The sequence below is a fragment of the Exiguobacterium sp. s83 genome (genome assembly GCF_018617095.1).
GTDB classification, from domain to species: Bacteria; Bacillota; Bacilli; order Exiguobacteriales; family Exiguobacteriaceae; genus Exiguobacterium; species Exiguobacterium profundum.
The window spans coordinates 1,017,592-1,038,139 of sequence record NZ_JACSJP010000001.1 but is presented as its reverse complement, the minus strand read 5'-3'; the positions used below and the strand labels follow the sequence as shown (position 1 = coordinate 1,038,139).

At 48.6% G+C, this 20,548-nt stretch carries 23 protein-coding genes; 18 read left to right on the top strand and 5 right to left on the bottom strand.

What is annotated here, in order from left to right:
* The first annotated feature begins 39 nt into the window (after positions 1-39).
* From KNO73_RS05385 to KNO73_RS05370, 4 genes are read left to right on the top strand one after another with little or no spacing between them, the layout of a single operon-like run.
* Entirely contained in the window at positions 40-699 is a 660-nt protein-coding gene (locus tag KNO73_RS05385; protein ID WP_012726548.1) for an amino acid ABC transporter permease, read from the top strand.
* A complete protein-coding gene (locus KNO73_RS05380) occupies positions 696-1,418 on the top strand; it encodes an amino acid ABC transporter ATP-binding protein (protein WP_031423364.1) in 723 nt (240 codons plus the stop codon). Before KNO73_RS05385 ends, KNO73_RS05380 begins: the two co-directional genes overlap by 4 nt.
* A 30-nt stretch (positions 1,419-1,448) precedes the next feature.
* Complete coding sequence (locus KNO73_RS05375) at positions 1,449-2,123, top strand: metal-dependent hydrolase (RefSeq protein WP_078147088.1); 675 nt, start codon at positions 1,449-1,451, stop codon at positions 2,121-2,123.
* A 2-nt stretch (positions 2,124-2,125) separates the two neighbouring features.
* Positions 2,126-2,701, top strand: a complete 576-nt coding sequence (locus KNO73_RS05370) for an HD domain-containing protein (RefSeq protein ID WP_214872566.1) — start codon at positions 2,126-2,128, stop codon at positions 2,699-2,701.
* A gap of 34 nt (positions 2,702-2,735) precedes the next feature.
* Here KNO73_RS05370 and fadH read toward each other — a convergent pair whose 3' ends face one another.
* Entirely contained in the window at positions 2,736-3,500 is a 765-nt protein-coding gene (gene fadH / locus KNO73_RS05365; protein ID WP_214757412.1) for a 2,4-dienoyl-CoA reductase, read from the bottom strand.
* Between the two features lie 180 nt (positions 3,501-3,680).
* Here fadH and KNO73_RS05360 point away from each other — a divergent pair, with 180 nt between their 5' ends.
* A complete protein-coding gene (locus tag KNO73_RS05360; RefSeq protein WP_215112191.1) occupies positions 3,681-4,313 on the top strand; it encodes a hypothetical protein in 633 nt (210 codons plus the stop codon).
* Between the two features lie 39 nt (positions 4,314-4,352).
* Here KNO73_RS05360 and KNO73_RS05355 read toward each other — a convergent pair whose 3' ends face one another.
* Positions 4,353-5,390: an N-acetylglucosaminidase gene (locus KNO73_RS05355; protein WP_214757545.1), complete on the bottom strand. Its 1,038-nt coding sequence runs from the start codon at positions 5,388-5,390 to the stop codon at positions 4,353-4,355.
* Between the two features lie 110 nt (positions 5,391-5,500).
* Between KNO73_RS05355 and KNO73_RS05350 the strand changes: the two genes are divergently transcribed.
* Together KNO73_RS05350 and KNO73_RS05345 are read left to right on the top strand one after the other, a co-directional pair.
* Positions 5,501-6,490, top strand: a complete 990-nt coding sequence (locus tag KNO73_RS05350; protein ID WP_214684049.1) for an aromatic acid exporter family protein — start codon at positions 5,501-5,503, stop codon at positions 6,488-6,490.
* 182 nt (positions 6,491-6,672) lie between these two features.
* Complete coding sequence (locus KNO73_RS05345; protein WP_215112387.1) at positions 6,673-7,800, top strand: M20/M25/M40 family metallo-hydrolase; 1,128 nt, start codon at positions 6,673-6,675, stop codon at positions 7,798-7,800.
* Between the two features lie 45 nt (positions 7,801-7,845).
* Here the strand turns inward: KNO73_RS05345 and KNO73_RS05340 are convergent, their stop codons facing one another.
* The gene (locus KNO73_RS05340) at positions 7,846-8,019 is read right to left on the bottom strand and encodes a hypothetical protein (protein ID WP_012726540.1); all 174 of its coding nucleotides are present in this window, start codon (positions 8,017-8,019) and stop codon (positions 7,846-7,848) included.
* A gap of 73 nt (positions 8,020-8,092) precedes the next feature.
* Between KNO73_RS05340 and rnz the strand changes: the two genes are divergently transcribed.
* The 7 genes from rnz to KNO73_RS05305 are packed head-to-tail and all read left to right on the top strand — an operon-like array spanning position 8,093 to position 12,754.
* Positions 8,093-8,998: a ribonuclease Z gene (gene rnz, locus KNO73_RS05335; protein ID WP_214686918.1), complete on the top strand. Its 906-nt coding sequence runs from the start codon at positions 8,093-8,095 to the stop codon at positions 8,996-8,998.
* A 1-nt stretch (position 8,999) separates the two neighbouring features.
* Positions 9,000-9,884, top strand: a complete 885-nt coding sequence (locus KNO73_RS05330) for a hypothetical protein (RefSeq protein ID WP_215112190.1) — start codon at positions 9,000-9,002, stop codon at positions 9,882-9,884.
* Positions 9,881-10,291 (top strand): DUF4430 domain-containing protein, encoded by a 411-nt coding sequence (locus KNO73_RS05325; protein WP_214686917.1) that lies wholly within the window; start codon positions 9,881-9,883, stop codon positions 10,289-10,291. The genes KNO73_RS05330 and KNO73_RS05325 overlap by 4 nt, the downstream gene beginning before the upstream one ends.
* Positions 10,269-10,928, top strand: a complete 660-nt coding sequence (locus KNO73_RS05320) for a hypothetical protein (protein ID WP_078147081.1) — start codon at positions 10,269-10,271, stop codon at positions 10,926-10,928. Before KNO73_RS05325 ends, KNO73_RS05320 begins: the two co-directional genes overlap by 23 nt.
* On the top strand, positions 10,906-11,862 hold the full coding sequence (locus KNO73_RS05315) for an ATP-binding cassette domain-containing protein (RefSeq protein WP_215112189.1): 957 nt from the start codon (positions 10,906-10,908) through the stop codon (positions 11,860-11,862). Before KNO73_RS05320 ends, KNO73_RS05315 begins: the two co-directional genes overlap by 23 nt.
* Positions 11,835-12,380, top strand: coding sequence for a hypothetical protein (locus KNO73_RS05310; RefSeq protein ID WP_214757400.1), 546 nt, complete (start codon positions 11,835-11,837; stop codon positions 12,378-12,380). Before KNO73_RS05315 ends, KNO73_RS05310 begins: the two co-directional genes overlap by 28 nt.
* A 41-nt stretch (positions 12,381-12,421) precedes the next feature.
* Complete coding sequence (locus tag KNO73_RS05305) at positions 12,422-12,754, top strand: hypothetical protein (protein ID WP_214730558.1); 333 nt, start codon at positions 12,422-12,424, stop codon at positions 12,752-12,754.
* Between the two features lie 29 nt (positions 12,755-12,783).
* On the opposite strand, the gene KNO73_RS05300 is transcribed toward KNO73_RS05305, so the two are convergent.
* Entirely contained in the window at positions 12,784-13,578 is a 795-nt protein-coding gene (locus tag KNO73_RS05300; protein WP_214684055.1) for an SDR family NAD(P)-dependent oxidoreductase, read from the bottom strand.
* A 151-nt stretch (positions 13,579-13,729) separates the two neighbouring features.
* Between KNO73_RS05300 and KNO73_RS05295 the strand changes: the two genes are divergently transcribed.
* The 3 genes from KNO73_RS05295 to KNO73_RS05285 all read left to right on the top strand — a co-directional run bounded on the left by KNO73_RS05295 (position 13,730) and on the right by KNO73_RS05285 (position 17,353).
* Positions 13,730-14,626 (top strand): peptidase U32 family protein, encoded by an 897-nt coding sequence (locus KNO73_RS05295; protein ID WP_353047966.1) that lies wholly within the window; start codon positions 13,730-13,732, stop codon positions 14,624-14,626.
* Positions 14,627-14,635: 9 nt separating this feature from the next.
* A complete protein-coding gene (locus tag KNO73_RS05290; RefSeq protein ID WP_215112187.1) occupies positions 14,636-15,877 on the top strand; it encodes a peptidase U32 family protein in 1,242 nt (413 codons plus the stop codon).
* Between the two features lie 78 nt (positions 15,878-15,955).
* Positions 15,956-17,353 carry an MATE family efflux transporter gene (locus tag KNO73_RS05285; RefSeq protein WP_214730567.1) on the top strand — a complete coding sequence of 466 codons (1,398 nt, stop codon included), beginning with the start codon at positions 15,956-15,958 and terminating at the stop codon, positions 17,351-17,353.
* On the opposite strand, the gene KNO73_RS05280 is transcribed toward KNO73_RS05285, so the two are convergent.
* Positions 17,354-18,217 (bottom strand): DMT family transporter, encoded by an 864-nt coding sequence (locus KNO73_RS05280; protein ID WP_214684062.1) that lies wholly within the window; start codon positions 18,215-18,217, stop codon positions 17,354-17,356.
* A gap of 199 nt (positions 18,218-18,416) precedes the next feature.
* On the opposite strand from KNO73_RS05280, the gene KNO73_RS05275 reads away from it, so the two are divergent.
* Positions 18,417-20,543: a DNA topoisomerase III gene (locus KNO73_RS05275; protein WP_215112186.1), complete on the top strand. Its 2,127-nt coding sequence runs from the start codon at positions 18,417-18,419 to the stop codon at positions 20,541-20,543.
* Positions 20,544-20,548 lie beyond the last annotated feature (5 nt).

The window sequence follows — 20,548 nt, the reverse complement described above, 5'->3', positions numbered from 1 at the left end:
AAGATGAATCGGTCAGCCCTTTTTTAGGAGGAACTCACTATGGATTTTAGCCGGATTTATGATTCGATCCCTTATATACTTGAGGGGATTCCAGTCATGTTCCAAGTGGTGATCGTCTCGGCATTGATTGGGATCTCACTTGGGATTGTTGTCGCTACATTAAAAATTGTCCCGAATCGTCTGATTAACTTTATCGGACATGCTTATACGGCGGTGTTCCGTGGGACACCACTCATTTTGCAACTCGCCATCATCCACTTCGGATTGCCGCAACTGACGGGATACATCACGACACCGTACCAGTCAGCGGTCATCGCATTCTCGCTCAACTCGGGGGCGTATATTTCAGAGATTATTCGAGCGGGTATCCAAGCAGTAGATAAAGGACAGTGGGAGGCTTCGGATGCTCTTGGTGTCCCATATGTCAAACAGTTACGTTCCATCATCTTGCCACAGGCGTTCAAGAACATCTTGCCTGCTCTTGTGAACGAGATGATCACATTAACGAAAGAGTCTGCACTCGTCTCGACGGTTGGGGTGCTCGATATCATGCGTCGTGCGCAAATCGTCGGTGGGCAGAAGGCAATCTACTTCGAACCGCTTCTATTCGCCGGTGTGATATACTTTACGATAGTGATGATCTTGACGTATCTTGGACAACGTCTAGAAAAACGGTTAAGAAAGAGTGATGGAAGATGATCGAAGTAAAAGACCTACACAAACAATTTGGTGACTTAGAAGTTTTAAAAGGAATCACGACGACGATCGAACGTGGTGAAGTGGTTGCTGTCATCGGACCGTCCGGGTCTGGTAAATCGACTTTTCTACGCTGCTTGAACATGCTTGAGATTCCAACGAGCGGGACGGTCAGTGTCGACGGATTCGAGCTCACGAAAAAAGGGGCGAACGTCGCGAAGGCGCGTCAAAACATTGGGATGGTATTCCAACAGTTCAACTTGTTCCCTCATATGAGCGTATTGGACAATTTGACGTATGCACCAATCAACGTCTTAAAAGTCAGCAAGGCGGAAGCGCTGGAACGTGCGAAGAAATTACTCGAACGTGTCGGCCTTTCTGAAAAAATCGATGCCTATCCGAGCCAACTCTCGGGTGGACAAAAACAGCGTGTCGCCATCGCGCGTGCCTTGGCGATGGAACCGAACGTCATGTTGTTCGATGAACCGACATCGGCACTTGACCCTGAGATGGTCAATGAAGTACTCGACGTTATGAAAGGGTTGGCTGAGACTGGGATGACGATGGTCGTCGTCACACACGAAATGGGCTTCGCCCGTGAAGTGGCAGACCGCGTCCTCTTCCTGGATGAAGGGATTCTCATGGAAGAAGGAAAACCGGCTGACCTGTTGTTGAATCCGCAAACCGACCGGGCGAAACGTTTCTTGGAGAAAGTGTTGTAATCTGAACTTACGAAGGAAGGATGAATACACGTGAAAATCACCTATTATGGACATGCGACTGTAGGATTTGAGATTGATGGCGTAAACGTGTTGATCGATCCATTTTTGACGAGTAACCCTCATACGGAAATAGACCCTTCTACACTACGTCCGGACTATTTGTTGCTCACACATGCTCATTTCGATCATATCGAGGATGTCGAATTGATTGCGAAATCGTCGGGTGCGACGATTGTGGCGACACATGAACTCGCATCGTATTACGAGAAAAAAGGCTTCTCTGTTCACGGGATGAACATCGGGGGAGGTCATGCCTTTCCGTTCGGGCGTGTCACGATGACCCAAGCGTTCCACAGTTCGAGCTTTGACATGGGGGATACACCGGTCTATATGGGGATGCCTGCCGGATTCATCATCGAGACGAACGAACTGACGCTCTACCACGCTGGAGACACGAGTCTCTTCTCCGATATGAAGATGTACGGTGAACGGTTTGAAATCGATGTCGCGTTCCTTCCAATCGGAGACAACTTCACGATGGGGCCAACAGACGCATTAGATGCGGCGCAGTGGCTTCAAGCGAAACGTGTCGTTCCGATCCACTTTGATACGTTCCCGCCGATTAAACAAGATGCTCAGGCGTTTTGTGACCAATTGCACCGTCGAGGTCTCTTGATTGAACCGAATACGACGATCGAGATTTAAGCATGGACGTGATTCAAGCGACGCGAGAGTTCATCGGAACGATTCATGCAAATGACGCGTCGGGTCATGACGTCGCCCACATTACGCGTGTCGTCCGACTAGTGGAACGTTTAATGGAGGATGAACCGGTCAATCGGACGGTTCTCCTCCTCTCGGCATATTTACACGACGTGGAAGATCATAAGCTCGGTCGTCCGAACGGTCTCGTCAAACAGCATCTGTCCTCAATTGACATCACTGAAGAGCAAGTGGAATTGGTGATGGCGGTGATTGATGAGGTCTCCTTCTCAAAAGACAAGACCCCGACGACCCGGGAAAGCGAAATCTTGCAAGACGCCGACCGTCTTGATGCGATGGGGGCCATCGGGATTGCGCGAACGTTCCAGTTCGCGGGTTCTCGCAAAACTCCGCTCGATTTGTCGGAAGAGAGTGCCATTCAACATTTTCATGACAAGCTGTTGAAGCTGGCGTCGATGATGCATACCTCAAAAGCAAAACAACTAGCGATGTCACGTCATGCTTTCATGCAGCAGTTTCTAGAACAGTTTCATGAAGAATGGGATGGGGTGGACATATAAAAGGACGACCGAGTAAATTCGGTCGTCCTTTTGATTAGAATGGATGCTTGTTCAACCAATGACCACCGTCAAGAGAGATGCAATCCCCGTTTAAATAGCGCATCTCGTCTGATGCCATCCAGTAAGCGAGGTCCGCAATCTCTTCCGGTGTCCCAAAACGTCCAAGTGGGACATTACGGCGAATACGCTCCACTTCTTTTACGTGGGAGACGAGCTTTTCAGCGCCGCCTGTCCGTTCAATCGGTCCAGGACTGATGGCATTGACCCGCGCGCCGAATTGATAGCCCCATTCAACCGCGAGTGTTCGCGTCAAGTTCAAGACCCCTGCTTTCGCTGCCGCACTCGGTGCGACACCAGGACCTGCCTGCCACGCATAGGAAGCGACCATGTTGATGATGGAGCCGCCACGGATTTCATCTGCTTCCCAATGTTTCCCGAGAACATGGGTGCAGTTGAATGTCCCGTTCAAGACGATGTCGATGACACTTGCCCAACCATTAGGAGATAAATCAAGAGTCGGACACACAAAATTTCCGGCAGCATTGTTGACGAGTGCGTGTACTGGTCCATAAGCGGATACGATGTCAGCCAGTGCTTTCGCGCATCCTTCATAGTCACGAACGTCATGTTGCACACTCATCGCCTGACCTGCATCGATTGAATTCAAATCGTTCATCGCTTCTACTAGTCGTTCCTCGTTTCGACCGCTGATAGCGACGTTCCATCCTTCCTGTTTAAATTTTAATGCCATCGCTTTCCCCATGCCGGACGATCCCCCGGTAATCCAAATCGTTTTCATCTTAATTCCCCCTCAAAAATGAATGGTCGTTCATTTTACGTATTCGTCTTATGATGTAAAACTCCTTCAACAAAATGTCATTCGATGTTGAATCATTCTTTTCACTTGAGAAGTATATACATGATGTAACGATTGATACTCAAAACCATGACGTGAATTTAAAATAGGAGATGATGGAACATGAAGCGCGTTACAGGGCTGACCATATTCGTACTTATCATTGTCGGAATGTTTGTGCTCATCGATCAATCTGATTCAAAGAAAATGTCTGAACAGGTCGAAAATAAGATGTTCACCCAAACTGAGACAAAGGTTTATTCTGAGTCGACGGTCGAAGAACTGAAGAAAATCCTTGAGACGTTTCAAAACGATTTGGCTCCGCAAATCAATAACGATTTCGAACGAAAGTTGGCAGAACGAATGTACGTGGAGATGAAGAAGAGTGGTGAAACCATCGATGTGAAGGAACTTATAATCCGTGCAAAAGACCAAGCTGATTTTGAACGTGCATGGTTGGAGCATGCGAAAAGCGAATATGGAATCGTAGTAACGGGTGACGAAGTCGATGAACGGATTGAAAAAGGACCGGATGCGACGGTGGTCGAGTCTCAAAGACGATATGCAGAGGCAAAAGAGATGAGCGTGTATGAGCTCAATCATGATTATTATCGCGATCAATACGTGAAATGGGTCGTGTGGGAAGATTTGATTCCGCTCGTCACAGACCGCTACGAACAGTCAAGTGAGCATGTGCTCGACAACAATCGACTCATCGAATTGTATGAGCAAGAGATGGAAGTTATAATCGAATGAAGCGTCAAGCAGCCCGACTCGTATGAGCCGGGCTACTTTTCATTGAATTTTTTTCAAGTACTTCAAACCGAGTTCACGGTCGATCGTGTACATCGTACCGGCAACTTTCTCACCCCAGTATGGATCGGAGGCATAGAAGATATTGATGCCTTCCTGCTTGTTCCCAGGATAATCGCCACGAGCATATGGCCCAGTGACATATTTAGTCGCAAACAATTCAGCAGCAGCTTGTACGCTGGCGTCAATTGTTTTAAAGGATGTCGCATTCCCGCTCGGGTCGTCATCTGTCGCGCGGAACCCAAATAGGTTCCGCTTGTCCCGAGCGATATCGGACGTTCCAAATCGGGACTCATGCCCGGCAACCGCCAGCAGGAATAAGGCATTAATGTTATACGTATCTTCTGCCCGTTTAAAAGACTTGCCTTCCCCAGCGAGTGGTGAATCGATGGATTTTAAATATTGATCAAACTCGTCAGCCGAATATGGGGACGACTTGCGAATCGATGCAAATTGATAAGGAGAATCGAAGACGTCTTGGACACGTTCTGTGTAAAAACGGTCATCCGAGTTTTTTTCTGTTGGACCTACAAGGAACGTACCGGCGAGATTGGCGTTCGCTTCCACCGTATGGTAGACGTCACCTTCTCGAATCTCGTAAAATCCACGTCTCTTCACAACTGCTTCAGGAAATAACGCCATTTGATCCGGTTTGACATACACATCCGCCCCGGAGATACGTACTTTAAGATGATCGTCTCCGCGCTCAATTAGTTGAAGTCTCGTGCCACCAGCGACATAGGATTGTCGTGTTTTAAATGATGCATCTTTATATAAGTTTGTGATAGCATCACTCGGAGTGACGACGACTCCGGTACCTGTAAAATCGAGTACTTCTCCAGAGGGCGAGAACAATGTCCGGTTCTTACCGGCCGTCATGTATCGTTTTGCTTCTGCGAGAGATTCGAACGACCTCGTGACACGGTCGCCATTCGTCACCGTTTCGACGGTATAGGTGTCTTCACGGGAAGATTGAATCCATAAAAAGGCTGCGATGGCGAGACTAAGTGTCGCAATCATCGGCCAAACCTTAAGTCTTTTCTTTCGTTTCAATCAAATCACTTCCAAACTTTTGAATTGCCAAACGAGTTGATTTAGTCAACAATTTGATGGAGAAGGGGGAAATTAGTATGAAAATTGGAACGCGGACGTTAAAGACCGCGGTCGCAGCAGGTATCGCGATGCTCATTTCCGAAACAATTCATCTCGATTATTTTGTATTTGCAGCCATTATCGCCATTTTAAGTATTCAAGAGACGCGTAAAAAATCGATTCGCGCCTCCTATGAACGAGTCATGGCAAGTCTTCTCGCCATCGGAATGGGTGCGGCGATGTTCACGCTACTCGGCTATTCACCGGTGACGCTCACACTTTATTTTGTCATTTTCATTCCACTCGTACAACAATTGAAACTGCAAGACGGGCTCATTACGAGTGTCGTCATTTTGACCCACCTCTACACCGAGGCACAGTTTACACTGGAGTTATTTATCAATGAGCTATTGCTCATTGCGATCGGTGTCGGTGTCGGGCTTGTCGTCAACATGTACATGCCGACGCTTGACCGTGAGATTGTACGGATTAAAGAGAATATCGACCGCTCGCTCGCAGTACTGTTTTATGACGTGGCGGCATGTGTCGAGACGGGCGTCTATAACAACCACTCGATGATGCTCATCAAGACACGGGACTATCTGAAAGAGGGGAAAGATTTAGCCCTTCGCCGTATGGGAAACTCAATCGGAAAGCGGAATGAAGACATGGACTATCTATACTTCCGGATGCGTGAACGGCAGTATGATATTCTCAAACGAGTCGCGGATAACGCCAGAGAAATCACGATGGTCGTCAATGAAGCGAAACCGGTCGCGACGTTCTTACGTCGAGTCGGGGACCATGTGAACGAGCAGGCCGATGCATCCGTCTTTCTACAGGAGCTTGAAGAGATGATTGAGCATTATCGAAAAAACGTACCTCTCCCCACGACGCGTGAGGAATTCGAGGTACGCTCATCCTTATTAAATATTTTATCTGATGTAAAAAGTTACTTGATCTTGAAAGAGCGATACATCTTGCTCTTAAAAGAACATGGTCATGCTCGAGAGAAACGTGCTGATTAAAAAGATTGAGACGATGACGACGACGCCGATTTGAATGATGCGTTGTCGTCTTTTCTGTTTTTTCTTCATGGTCTGCCTCCATATACGTGTTTGCCATCATTGTACAGAATGGAAAAGATTCGTGCAATCCAGGGGAGTTTGATATAATGGTCAAGAAATGTTTGGATGGAGGGATGTTGTTTATGGTAAACGAGACACGCGTGCTCGACACATTTTTAGGATTGGTCGGCATCGATTCAGAAACGAAGGAAGAAGCGATCATCTGTGAACATTTGAAAGGTGTATTCACAGAGCTTGGCTGCGACGTCTACGAGGACGACGCATCAACGAAGACGGCACACTCTGGTAACAACTTGATCATCACGTTGCCTGCAACGAAAGACAATGTTGATCCGATTTACTTTACGGCTCACATGGATACGGTTACTCCAGGTAAAGGAATCAAGACGAGCATCAAAGACGGATATGTCGTCACGGATGGTACGACGATTCTCGGAGCAGACGACAAGACCGGCCTCACTGCGATGATCGAACTCGTGCGTGAATTGAAAGAAAAACAAATTCCACATGGTCAAATCCAGTTCGTGATCACTGTCGGGGAAGAATCAGGTCTCGTCGGTGCGAAAGTATTGGATTTATCGAAAATCGATGCGAAGTTCGGTTTTGCCCTTGATTCGGATGGACCAGTTGGAGACATCATTGTCGCCGCTCCGACTCAAGCAAAAGTGAACGCGAAGATTTACGGGAAGACGGCTCATGCTGGTGTCGCACCTGAAAAAGGAATCTCGGCGATTCAAATCGCAGCGAAAGCCATCGCGAAGATGCCGCTCGGTCGTATCGATGAAGAGACGACAGCCAACATCGGACGTTTCGAAGGGGGTCGCGCGACAAACATCGTGTGTGACTATGTCGAAGTTCTTGCTGAGGCCCGTTCCCTCATCCATGAGAAGATGGAGAAACAGGCGGAAACGATGAAACAAGCGTACATCGAGGTCGCTGAGTCGTTCGGTGGTCGTGCCGAAGTGGACATCGACATCATGTATCCTGGATTCAAGTTTGAGGAAGGGGACGAAGTCGTTGAGGTGGCGAAACGTGCGGCTCAGACAATCGGACGTCCGACTCGAATCTTACACTCAGGGGGCGGTTCGGATGCGAACGTCATCGCCGGTGGGGGAATCCCGACAGTCAACTTGGCGGTCGGCTATGAAGAGATTCATACGACGAACGAACGGATGCCACTTGAAGAGTTGTATAAACTCGTCGAATATGTCGTGACAATCGTTGAAGAAGTCGCATCACCTAAGCAATAAAAAAGAGCCGACCATTCGTCGGCTCTTCGTATGTGTTCGTACTCGTTATGCTGCGAACTCCAGTGATTCTAAAATCAACTCGTCTGTGCAATGAAGTTCGATCGCTATGTCGTGAATGCGGATAGAGGTGCCTTGTTCCTGTTGGTGCAAGCGATTCATCAAAGCTGCGCGTTCTCGAATCGTCTCATAAATCGATTCGGGTTGTTCTGCCTTTGTCATCACAAATCACATCCTTTTCAGCGATTACGTCAAGTATAGCATGGAACGGCTTGAAGAAAGGAATTAAATATTTATGAAGTTACAGTTTTTAGGAACTGGGTCGGGGATGCCTTCGAAACAGCGCAACGTATCGGGGCTAGCTCTCGATTTATCGAACGTGACCTGGCTGATTGATTGTGGCGAGGGCACGCAACACCAAATGCTCTATACGAAAATCAAACCGAGAAAAGTGACAGCGGTATGGGTGACGCATCTTCATGGTGACCATGTATTCGGATTGCCTGGATTCTTATCGACTCGTTCGGCACTCGATGGAACCGCCCCCTTGACCGTCTATGGACCAAAAGGATTGAAAAAATGGCTTGAAGCTACGTTGCGTGTCACAGGCTCACATCTAGGATACGAGCTGACCGTGATCGAGTACTCGGACGGGGACACATTCATACAAGACGACCATCTCGTCACTGTGCGAAAATTAGAGCATCGGTTCCCTTCATTCGGTTTCCGAATCGATGGTCCAGAAAAACCGGGCATGCTACGCGTCGATCTTGTAAGAGAACTCGGTATTCCAAGTGGACCGATTTATCGAACCATCAAAGAATCAGACCGATTTGAATTTGAAGGAAAATGGTATGACTCTAAAGAATACGTCACTGAACCGATTCCGGGAAAAATCGTAGCGATTTTAGGAGATACAATCCCGTGTGAGAACGCGCAGAAGTTGGCGGATGGAGCAGACCTCCTCGTTCACGAGGCGACGTTTATGGAGGCGGAACAAGCGCTCGCTCGGAAGTATGGTCACTCGACGACACGTGAAGCGACCGCGCTAGCGAATGCGTGCGCCGTCGGCAAGCTGATTGTGACACACATCTCAGCACGCTATGTCGGACGAGAGGAAGAATTTGTTCAAGAAGTTGTGTCGGATTTTCCATCGAGTCTCGTTGCGACGGACTTTTTAGAATATACAGTGGGGGAGTGATGTGACCATTCAACTCTATGTATGGGCAGCCTTTTTAGTAATCAGCGTTCTATTAGGGATTCGATTGAATCAATTAAAAGAGCCGGAAGCGAACTTTTTTCCAAAGTTCTTATTTTATTCACTGCTTGGAATCGTGTCTTTCCCCATCGGCGGTTTTCACATTCCGATTGGCTTTCTATTGTCTTTTTTGTTCTTTCCGAAACAGAACAGCCGGTATAAATGGTATGGGGCACTGTTAGGGTTCTTCTTTTTTCTTGTCTTGCTTTTTGTCCCGTTATTCGATCAATCCGGGTTTCGTTCCGAATCGCAACAAATCGGCGCCGTTTCGGTCACGGATGAATCGTTTGATGACATGACTGAAAAATTGTTACAACGAATCAATAGTGAATCGATTAAATTAGATCGTGGGAAACTACAGATCGACCGAGAAGGGAACGTTCAATCCATTGAGTACTTACTCATGGTGGAACGAGCCGAATCGTTCCAACAGATCCGTGTAACATACGGCTCAGGACAACTTTCGTATGAACAAGTCGATGAACTGCGTAAAGAATCTGGACAGGCCTTTTTTGAAAAGCTTGTCGAATTCGACCACATGCTGTCGACGTTACGAGGTCCTTCATGGGATGAGTATACTGACGTCGTTTCTGCCCCAGTGTTACAACTTTCCTATGATGGGCTGTATGACATGTACACGTTCGAAAACGAATCGATGCTCATGATCAATCGGGACAATGAACTGGTCAAGTTCTGGCTCCAGCGCGAACCAGTCCTCGCAAACAGCATCCAACTCGTCGGACTGACACGGGAAGGACGAAGTTCAGGCGAACGTTTTACGATACTATATAATTATTCGATACATCAACGAGAGGATTTGACAGAATGATCAAACCGTATTTGAGTTTTTCCCTATTAGCGACCGCACTTCTTGTCGGATGTGGCGGAGAAGAAGCCCAACAAGAGGCGTGCGATGTAAGTCCGACCATTTCCGTATACAATGCGGCGACGGAGGAGACGCTCTATCAAGAGAAGAGCGTCTGTTTGGAAGATGATGCGACCGTGCTCGACGCATTGAAAGCGACAGGGCTTGACCTCGAAGTGACAGGAAGCGGAGACATGTCGTACGTGACGGCAATCGAAGGCGTCGAAGAAAAATCAGAAGGACAATCGTCAGGCTGGGTATTTGCTTTTAATGGTGCGCCCGGAGATGAAGGGGCCGGTGCTAAAGAAGTAGAATCGACGGACGTCATTCAGTGGCGGTTTGAAGAAGATGCGATTGCTTTCTTCGAATGAGGCAGATTGGGAGCGGCGACATCCTGTCACGCTCCTTTTCTTTCTATTCAGCCATCTATTCATCCTGACGTATATCCAAGATGTCACGGTATTGGTCGTCGGTCTTGTCCTGTTGCTCATGCTTGAACGTCGGTTTCCGTGGACGATGCTCATCGTATTGATTGCGTTTACTGTCGTTTCGGTCTTCCCTGCATTGTTCGGGTGGGAGTTATCGCTCTCTTACATATGGCGTCAGCTGTTGAGGTTGGCTACTTTTTTACTTGGCATGCTGTGGATTTCTCGTATTGTTCGATTGGAACGATTGCTGCCACTCCTCTCCAAATGGCCCCGTTCAACTTCCCTCTTGTACGGGGCGTGGGCACTTATTCCTTCGATGGAACGGGCGGTACGTCAGTCGCTCAGAAGTCACCCGAAAGGAGCCTGGCAAGAAGCGATCGAGAATGGCATTAAGAGCCAAAGGCATGAGCCAAAATTTGCAGTCGAGCCGATGCGTCGCTTCCGGGCCGAGGATGTTCTGCAACTCCTTGCGATTGGCTTGATTGGTTATGTATCAATCGAATGGACCATCATTCCATGGCTCATCTATCCATACATCACAAAAGGAGGTGTTCGTGATGCAATGGCTTTCTACCGTTGACGGTTCGTTCGAGGCATATATCGAACGGTATCGTCCTCAAGTCATCAGAATGAATCAACCATTCTCAGGAAAAGTTGGTCATTTATTATCCGGTGTTGACCCGCTTCGGGGAGCGGAACTTGCCTCACTCTTACAAATCGATGCACTATATCCAAAAGCGTTTGACGCCTGTTCAAGCGGAGAACAACAGATTGTACAAGTCGCTTATGCTCTATCAAATCAGCCCGAAGCAATTGTACTTATCGAACCGTTCCGCCACCTCGATCAATTCCGTCGAGAACATCTAGAGATGCTATTCCGTCGTATAACCGATCTCGGTGTTCAAATCGGTTATACGGAACGGGCGCGAGAGTCGTCTGAAGACATACAAATCACTTTCCGACAATCGGAGACGATACCGAGGATTGATGCGACCGATGTATCCTATCGACACCCGCTTCAGGCGACTTATGCCATTGAAGAAGTGACCGTCCAAATGACTGAACCGGGTCTCACCGTCTGTATCGGGACGAACGGAAGTGGAAAATCGACGTTGCTCGAACTTTTAGCAAGGAGCAGACGCCCTCTTCGTGGACGGGTGAAGCGGGGGGAGCGAGCTGCCTATCTTCCTGCCGAAACGGAGTACGGTCCGTTTCCGAAAGAATCGAATCGGAGGATTGCACAACTTCAAGCCGTCCTGAACGACCCGGCAAGCGTCCTTTTGCTCGATGAACCGACGGTGGATTTAACGAATGGGGAGCGAACGACGTTCCTTGAAGCGGTCTTGAAAAAGTCAGAATCAGCACGCGTGCTTTGTGCGACCCATGATTTGGCGTTAGTCGACCAAGCGACGGACGTGATTTACCTTGCAAGTGGTCGCGTGGTCTTTCAAGGTGAGCGCTCAATCTTTCAAGAACGGAGTACTCTATGGTCACATACGTCCTCGCCATTCTGATTGCCATCCTGGTTCTGTATCGATTTGAGAAATCTGACCTCCCGATTCAACCGCTCGTGCAGCTCTTGGCACTCGCAGTCATCGGGCGTTGGCTCTTTATGACGATTCCGAACGTACAGCCGACGACAGCTATTTTGATGCTGACCGCATTATGTATTGGGTTGAATGCTGCTGCGGTCTTGGCACTCTTCGTACCCATCTTGTCGGGTCTGTTGCTCGGGATCGGACCGTTCGTCTTCTATCAATTTTTGGGGTGGCTCCTTGTCGTGACGCTCGTAAGCAGTTTTCGAACGATATGGATGAAGTCAGGTATCCTTTTCCTTACGCTCGGTTTTTTCTCTGGATTTTTATATGGATGGACGACAAATCTGGCGTTCATAGAAGTGATTGGAGCTGACTTTTGGAAGCTACTTCTACTCAGCGTCCCGTTTGACTTGGCACATGGGCTATCGAACGTTGTCTTCCTCATTTTAATCCGTCCCTTGTTTGAGCGCATATTCCTTCGTCAATTCGGGTAAATATACAATAGTCAAATCATTTTGAGTGAGGTGAACGACGGATGGGTGCATATATCAATCTCACTGAAGTCGGCATGTTTTTACTCGTAGGATTATTGTTTATCTTGTTAAATCTGATTCTATTGGCAAAACGTTACACGAGAGCCCGTTTTGCCATGATCAGTATCTTTGCGGCGAGCGTGTGGCCAGCACTGATGATTGTGCTCTCAGTAGAACAACTGAGTATCATGGACCAGCTCACATCGGGAGACCTGACGCTCGATGCCATCATGGCGTGGGGAGTCGTCATCGCCACAGCGCTGATGACCATGATTCCGGCAGGTGTGTTTCTATATCGGCTTGTAAACGTCTCTCGCTTACACTCTGAACCATAAAAGGAGCGACCCGATGCGGTCGCTCCTTTTCATGTGGTCGATTCAGCAGGTGTTCCATCAGCCGGTTTCTGGACGCGGCGTAGTACTTCTAAACTGAGAGCTCTCGGCATCAATTTGGCGACCCCGACCAACAGCTGGTTCGAGAGTCCAGGGATGATCACACGCTTGTTATTCAACACCCCTTTGTATCCGAAGAAGGCGACGAGATGAGATGGCATTTTCGAGAATGACAATTCACTCCCGGCACGATTAAAGAAATTTGTATCCGTCGGGCCAGGGCATAATACACTCACATGCACACCGCTACCTTTCACTTCGGCATGAATCGCTTCAGTGAATGAAAGGACATAGGCTTTCGTCGCATAATAGACGGCCATATATGGACCAGGTTGGAAGGCAGCGACGGACGCAACGTTCAACACATATCCGTGGTCACGTTCGAGCATGCCAGGCAAATAGGCTTTCGTCAGTTCGGTCAACGTATTGACATTCAATCGGACCTCGTCGGCCTCCGTCTCGGCATCGAGGTCGGCGAATGCGCCGGACGTGCCGAACCCGGCATTGTTGATTAAAAAGTCGACAGTGAGGCCAGCTTCGGCGATCATCGTCGTCAATCGGACTGCTGCGTCATGTTTTGCTAAATCTAGTGCAAAGACATGTACGTTGATGCGATAACGTGTCTCAAGTACTTTTTTTAGTTCATGCAATCGTGGTTCGTTCCGAGATACTAAAATACAGTCGTAGCCGTCGCGAGCGGCGAGTACGGCCAAGTCTAGACCGATGCCCATCGAGGCGCCGGTGATTAAAGCTGTCTTTGACAACATGATCCACTCCTTTGATGAAAAGTCATACATTGTTACTGAATTCTTCACGAGTTGTTAAAATCCTGCTCCGTTCGCACATTGAAACATATGCTAAAGTATAGCAAGAAAATGTGATTAGACTCACAAAGTAGGGAGTAGAACAAATATGATGATTCAGCTCGTCACTACGGCGCAAAGCGTTGATCAGGCAGAAGCGTTAATCAAAGCCGGCGCGGACCGACTATATATCGGAAATTCAAGGTTTGGGTTGAGACAAAAAGGTGACTGGACAATCGATGCTGTGAGAGAAGTCACACAACTTGCCCATCGGTATGGGAAAGAAGTGACGGTAGCCGTCAACAACCTGATGCACAATGACCACATTGAAGAGTTAAAAGATTATTTGCAAACGCTGAAAACGATAGGAGTCGATGATGTCACCGCTGGAGACCCCGGCGCCATTCGCTTGATTCGACAGGCAAAGATTCCGTATTGGTATGATGCCCAAACGCTCGTCACATCCGCCAAACAGATCCAATTTTGGGGGAAACGCGAAGCGATTGGAGCGGTCGTCGCCCGCGAAGTGACAATCGATGAACTCGTTTTGATCCAGCAGCAAATCGGACTTCCTGTTGAAGTACAAGTATATGGTCCGACATGCATCCATCACTCTAAACGCCCACTCGTGACGAATTACTTTAACGAACTCGGAAGACCGGTTGAAGAAGCAAAACAACGCGAATTTTATATGAGCGAACCGGCAGATACGACCAGTCGTTATCCCATCTATGAGGACGAGAACGGCACCCATATATTCTCTGAGGATTTGACGCTCATGGGTCAGCTTCCGACGTTAGTCAAAAATGGACTTCACACGTGGAAGCTAGACGGATGGCACGCCGGGGACCAGTTTGTTGAAATCGTTCAGTTGTTTACTTATGCCCGGACGAATTTGTTGAACGGTCGATTTGATCGTGTAGAGATGGAACATCGTCTTCACGAGCTTCAACCGGAAACGTTCCGTCTCGGTACGGGACTGTGGTTACGAAAACCAGAAGAGATTAAGTGAGGGATCAAGATGAAACGACGTCCAGAATTATTAGCGCCAGCAGGAAACTTAGAGAAATTAAAGATGGCCATCCATTATGGTGCCGATGCGGTCTATATCGGCGGACAGCAGTTCGGGTTACGTTCACGTGCCGGTAATTTCAGTTATGACGAGATGCGTGAAGGGGTAGCCTTCGCACATGCGTACGGCGCGAAAGTATACGTCGCTGCGAACATGGTGACGCATGAAGGCGATATCGAGGGGGCAGGTGACTTCTTCCGAACACTTCGAGATATCGGAATCGATGCAGTCATCGTCTCGGATCCAGCGATGATTGAGATGTGTCTCACGGAAGCAGAAGGGTTGCCCGTCCATTTGTCGACCCAAGCTTCGGCGACAAACTACGAGACCCTTCGTTTCTGGAAGGAAGAAGGGCTCGAACGAATCGTCTTGGCTCGTGAGGTATCGATGGATGAAATCGTCAAAATGAAACAGGAAGTCGATGTCGAAATTGAGACGTTCGTCCATGGGGCGATGTGTATCTCCTATTCCGGTCGATGCACGTTATCAAATCACATGACATTACGAGATGCCAACCGTGGGGGATGTGCCCAATCATGCCGCTGGAAATATGGTTTCTTTGAAGAAGGTGATCTTCTAACAGAAGAAATGGAAGCGCGTGACGAAGAGCCGTTCTCGATGAGTTCAGTTGATTTATCGATGGTCCGCCACATTCCTGACTTGGTGGAGGCAGGAGTCGATAGTTTGAAGATTGAGGGACGAATGAAATCGATTCATTACGTCGCGACGGTGTGTAACGTCTATCGTCAAGTGATTGATGCGTACTGTGAAGACCCAGAGCATTTCGTCTTCGACCCTGCATGGGAAGAAGAAATTTGGAAAGCGGCCCAACGTGAGCTCGCGACCGGGTTCTATTACGGGATCCCGACTGAAAAAGAGCAATTGTTCGGGAAACCTCGTTCGATTCCGCAATTTGCGTTTGTAGCTCGTGTCATCTCATACGACCCTGTGACGGGTATGGCAACGCTTGAGCAGCGGAATCACTTTTCAATCGGTGAAGAGGTTGAATTTTTCGGACCCGGATTTGTTCGTTTTTCACAAGTCATTGATACGATGGAGGATGTGGACGGTCACCTCCTCGAGTCTGCTAACCAAGCGATGATGACGATTCGTGTAAAAGTGGATCGGCCAGTCGCGACCGATTACATTATGCGTAAGCGAAAAGGTGTGCGTGCTCGTTCGCTCGTTTGACACATCCACCGAGCCAACATAGTCGCCCGTTCCGTTCAATCCTGCTACCCTAAGAAGTAGAGACGGAGGGATGGAAGAATGAACCAAAATACGGAGCAATTACGGACTGAGCCCATCGGCAGACTCCTCTTCAAGTTATCGCTTCCGGCGATGATTGGGATGCTCGTGACGGCGCTCTACAATATCATTGATACGATTTTTGTCGCCCGAGGGATCGGTGCATCGGCAGTCGCTGCCATCGGGATTGCGTTCCCGATTCAAATGATTTTAATGGCCGTGTCGAGTGCCGTGGGACTGGGTGGGGCGTCTATCAGTTCGAGGAAGCTCGGACGCGGTGACGATGCCGGTGCAGCCGTTACATTCTTGAACGTACTTGTCCTCGTCGGTCTGTTTGCGGCACTTGCGGTCAGTTCTGCTTTCTTTATGTTAGATGACATTTTAAAAGTGTTCGGTGCGACGACCGAAATCATGGATCTCAGCCGACAGTACTTATCAGTTGTCTTGATCAGCTCACCATTCTTCATGTTCACACTCGCTTCGAGTGCGATGGTTCGTGCTGAAGGACAGGCACCTTATCAAATGAAGGTCATGCTGACGACCGTTCTCGTCAACCTCGTGACGACCCCGCTCTTCATTTTCACGTTCGACTGGGGCATGTACGGGGCAGCGACTTCGACGGCACTCGCCCAAGTCATCGGTTCCGTATTGATGCTGCGCTTCTTCTTCGCCCGAAAACCAAAAACGGAACTGCGCTTCAAGTGGCGTCAGTTCCGGATTCGATTCGATGAGATAAAAGAAATCATGGCAATCGGTTCGTCTTCGTTCATTATGATGGTGTCCCAATCCATTTTATTCGTTGGTGTCAACGTGATGCTCGGTACGTACGGCGGGACCGAAGAATTGGCCATTTTCGCCATTATCAACAAGTTCATGGCGCTCGTCGGTATGCCAATCATGGGAATCGTCCAAGGGATGCAACCAATCGTTGGATATAACTACGGTGCAGAGCGATTCGACCGAATGCGTGAAACCATTTGGACGGCGATGCGGGCCGGGATTGCGATTGCTGTCATCATTTGGTTGATTCTGCAGCTATTCCCGCAAACACTCATGGGCTGGTTCTCGACGGATGAGGCGCTCATTGCTGGCGGTGTGACGGCGATTCACATTTTGTTCGCCGTTTCCTTCCTTCCGAGTGTTCAGATGCTCGTCAATGGAATCTATCAGTCCCTCGGGAAAGCGCGAGTCGCCATGTTCTTGTCCCTTTCACGTCAGACGCTTTACACGATACCGCTCGTCTTTATTCTCCCGTCGTTCCTCGGAGTGTTCGGCGTATGGTTGGCATTCCCAATCGCTGATGCGATGACATTTTTGACGGCTGTTGCTTTGGCATTCTGGGACCGTAAATTATTATTCCGTTCTTCAGAAGAAGATAAAGAAGCACATGATGTAAATCCAAAAGCGACAAACTTATAATCAAACGTCCGCTCGTGTCGAGCGGGCGTCTTCTTTTAGGAACAAGTATATCCCACCGAGGAGGACGACGGCTCCGATCCATTGGAACGGTCCAAGTCGCTCTCCGAAGAAGGCGTATCCAAACAGCATTCCCCACAACGCCTCTCCAAGAATCGTGATACTGACGACGGTCGCACTGACACGGGCAAGCGCATAGTTGAACAGATTGTGCCCGAGGATTGTCGGGAAGAAAGCGAGCGCGAGGAAGTACCACCAGTTGATTGATTCAAAGGCAGTGAATGTCGTGCCGCGAACGAGCAACATGAAGCAAAGCACGACCGTCGCAACGAGATATACGCTAAAAGAATATGTATTCGTGTTCATCGAAGCTCGTACATGCTGTCCAACGAGCCAATACCCTGCAATCAATAGGGCGGCAATCAAGGCGAGTAGGTCTCCGAAGAGGGCTTCACGGCCGAGTTGAACGTCCCCCGCAGCGACGAGCATGCCCCCAAGGACAGCGACGAGCGCGAAGGCAAGTCCTTTTCGAGTCGGATTCTTTTTAAAGATGAGTGCATTCCCGATCAACACAAAAATTGGACTCGACGTGACAAACAGTGTGGAGCTGGCAACCGTCGTGTAATCGAGTGACAAAAACCAAAGCCAAAAGTGAAACGCCAGTAACGTTCCGCTTAGGAGTAGAGCATATCGTGTCATAAGGCGAGTGGTGATCAGTGATTTGAAATCGACAAACGGTAACAACATGAGACACGTGAACAGCATTCGGTAAAATGCGGCAGTCTCGGCAGGTGCCGACGTCCATTTGACGAAGAGGACGCTCGTCGATAAGAAAAAGACAGCAGCGAACAAGATGAGATAAGACATGGCGACACTCCTTCACAGTTGTACTTCTCTGTTAATAATATCGGAAAACAGCCACGAGGCAAGACATGATTCAGAAATAGCAAACAAATGCTCCCCTCTCGATGTGTCCATCTTTGACTTGATATAGTAAAATACATAGTAGAAGCTAGCTAATCATGTACGTCTTGCCATTATGTAGGAGGCAAAGTAAGGAGTTCTTATGAGACTAATCATTGCGGAAAAGCCATCACAAGCTCAAAAGTTGGCTGCTCCCTACCCATCAAAAAAGCGAAAAGACGAGATTGAAATCTCACCTTGTCCCCGTTTCCCTGAGGGGGCGATTGTCGTATGGGCGGTCGGTCACCTTTGTGAACTTCAAGAACCGTCGCACTATCGTCCGGAATGGAAGTCGTGGAAGTACGAGGCACTTCCGATTGTCCCAGAACGATTTGATTATCGTATTTCAAAAGGGAAGTCGAAACCGTTCTATGCCATCAAAAAATGGCTCCATGATCGCTCGATTACTGATGTCATCATCGCATCGGATGCCGAAAGGGAAGGGGAAGCAATCGTTCGTCTGATCCTTCGACTCGCAGGTAACAAAAAACCGCTTGCTCGACTATGGATCTCGAGTTTGACGGAGCAAGCAGTCGATCGTGGATTCTCGCAACTGTTGCCTGGTGAACAGACGATTCCATACTACCATGAGGCGATGAGCCGCGCCTGTGCGGACTGGCTCGTTGGGATGAATGCGTCTCGTGCCTATACGACGTTGTTGAAGACAATTGGGATTGAAGACGTATTCTCGCTCGGTCGTGTGCAAACCCCGACTCTTGCCTTAATCGTCAATCGCGAACGAGAAATCAAACAATTCGTGCCAGAACCATACTTCGAAGTCGAGGCGACACTTGCAAAAGGTCGAGGCACGTTCAAAGCGAAGTATACGTTTGGAAAGACAACGAAGCTCAAAACGCGTGAGGAAGCCGATGCGGTCGTCAAACGTGCATCTGGAACCGCGATTGTGAAGACAATCGATAAGGAAGAAAAAATCGAGCAACCCCCATTTTGGTTCAGTCTATCCGGACTTCAGGCAGAGGCAGGGAAACGATTCGGATTCGGGGCGAAAAAGACGCTTGATATCGCTCAAAAGTTATATACGAAAGGGTGGATCAGTTATCCTCGGACCGATTCAGGATTTGTCACACCCGATGAGGCGACGTTATTTCCACAGACAAAGGCAAGACTGCTAAAGTCCGACGCCTATGCAGGACTTCGTGACCTGTTGACTGAGGACCCGTCGAAAAATCGACGCTATGTCAATGCCAAGAAAGTCAGTGACCACTACGCGATCATCCCGACGGAGGCGTGTGGTGACGTCACTCGACTCGGTGGGGATGAGGCGAAGCTATATGATTTGATCAATCGACGTTTCCTTGCGGCCTTTGCACCCGCAGCGATGCTCGAGAAGACAACGGTCGATTTGATTGATGGAGGCGACTTGTATCGCGCGAAAGGAACTGTCGTTGTGAGTCCTGGCTATCGACAAGTCGTGGAGATGAAATCAAAAGATGTCGAGCTTCCTGTGCTGACGGTCGGTGAAGAATTAAAAGAGAAGAAAGTTGAAGTGTTGTCGAAACAGACAGAGCCACCGAAGCGATATACGGAGGGCGCGCTCATTATGGCGATGAAAGTCGCAGGGAAACAACTTGATGACGAAGAGCTGATTCATATCATGAAAGAAGTAGAGGGTCTTGGGACCGAGGCGACACGTGCCAACATCATCGATGGATTGAAAAAGCGAGGCTATGTCCAACTTCAGAAAAAAGAGCTCGTTCCTACAGACAAAGGGCGCCTGTTGATCGATGTCCTCGGAGACAGTATTTTGGCCTCGCCCGTCATGACAGCGAAATGGGAGAAACGTCTCCATGAAATCGGTCAAGCATCGGCCTCCGCTGCTGAATTTATTGAACAAGCGAAGAAGATGTCCGTTCATTTGGTCGAAGAAGCGAAATCGCGAGTAGAAGCGGCTAATCCTGAGGGCTATACGATTGAAGCGAAGCGTTATGGAAAGAAAGGAACGACTCGACCGAAGGCATCATTTGGTATCTGTCCGAATTGTGGAAAAGGGCTCGTCGAACATCCGAAGTTCATCGGCTGTAGTGGATATCGTGAAGGATGTCGCTTCACCGTATCCAAACAGGTGCTCGGCGTCGGACTCGTCAAAGATGAGTTGAAGCAAATGATCAATGGAGGGCAATCGAACGTCCATACGTTCAAAAAAGGAGACAAGACGTTCAATGCCTCATTGTATTTAGAGAAGGGTACACTCCGATTTGAATTCAAATAAAAAAG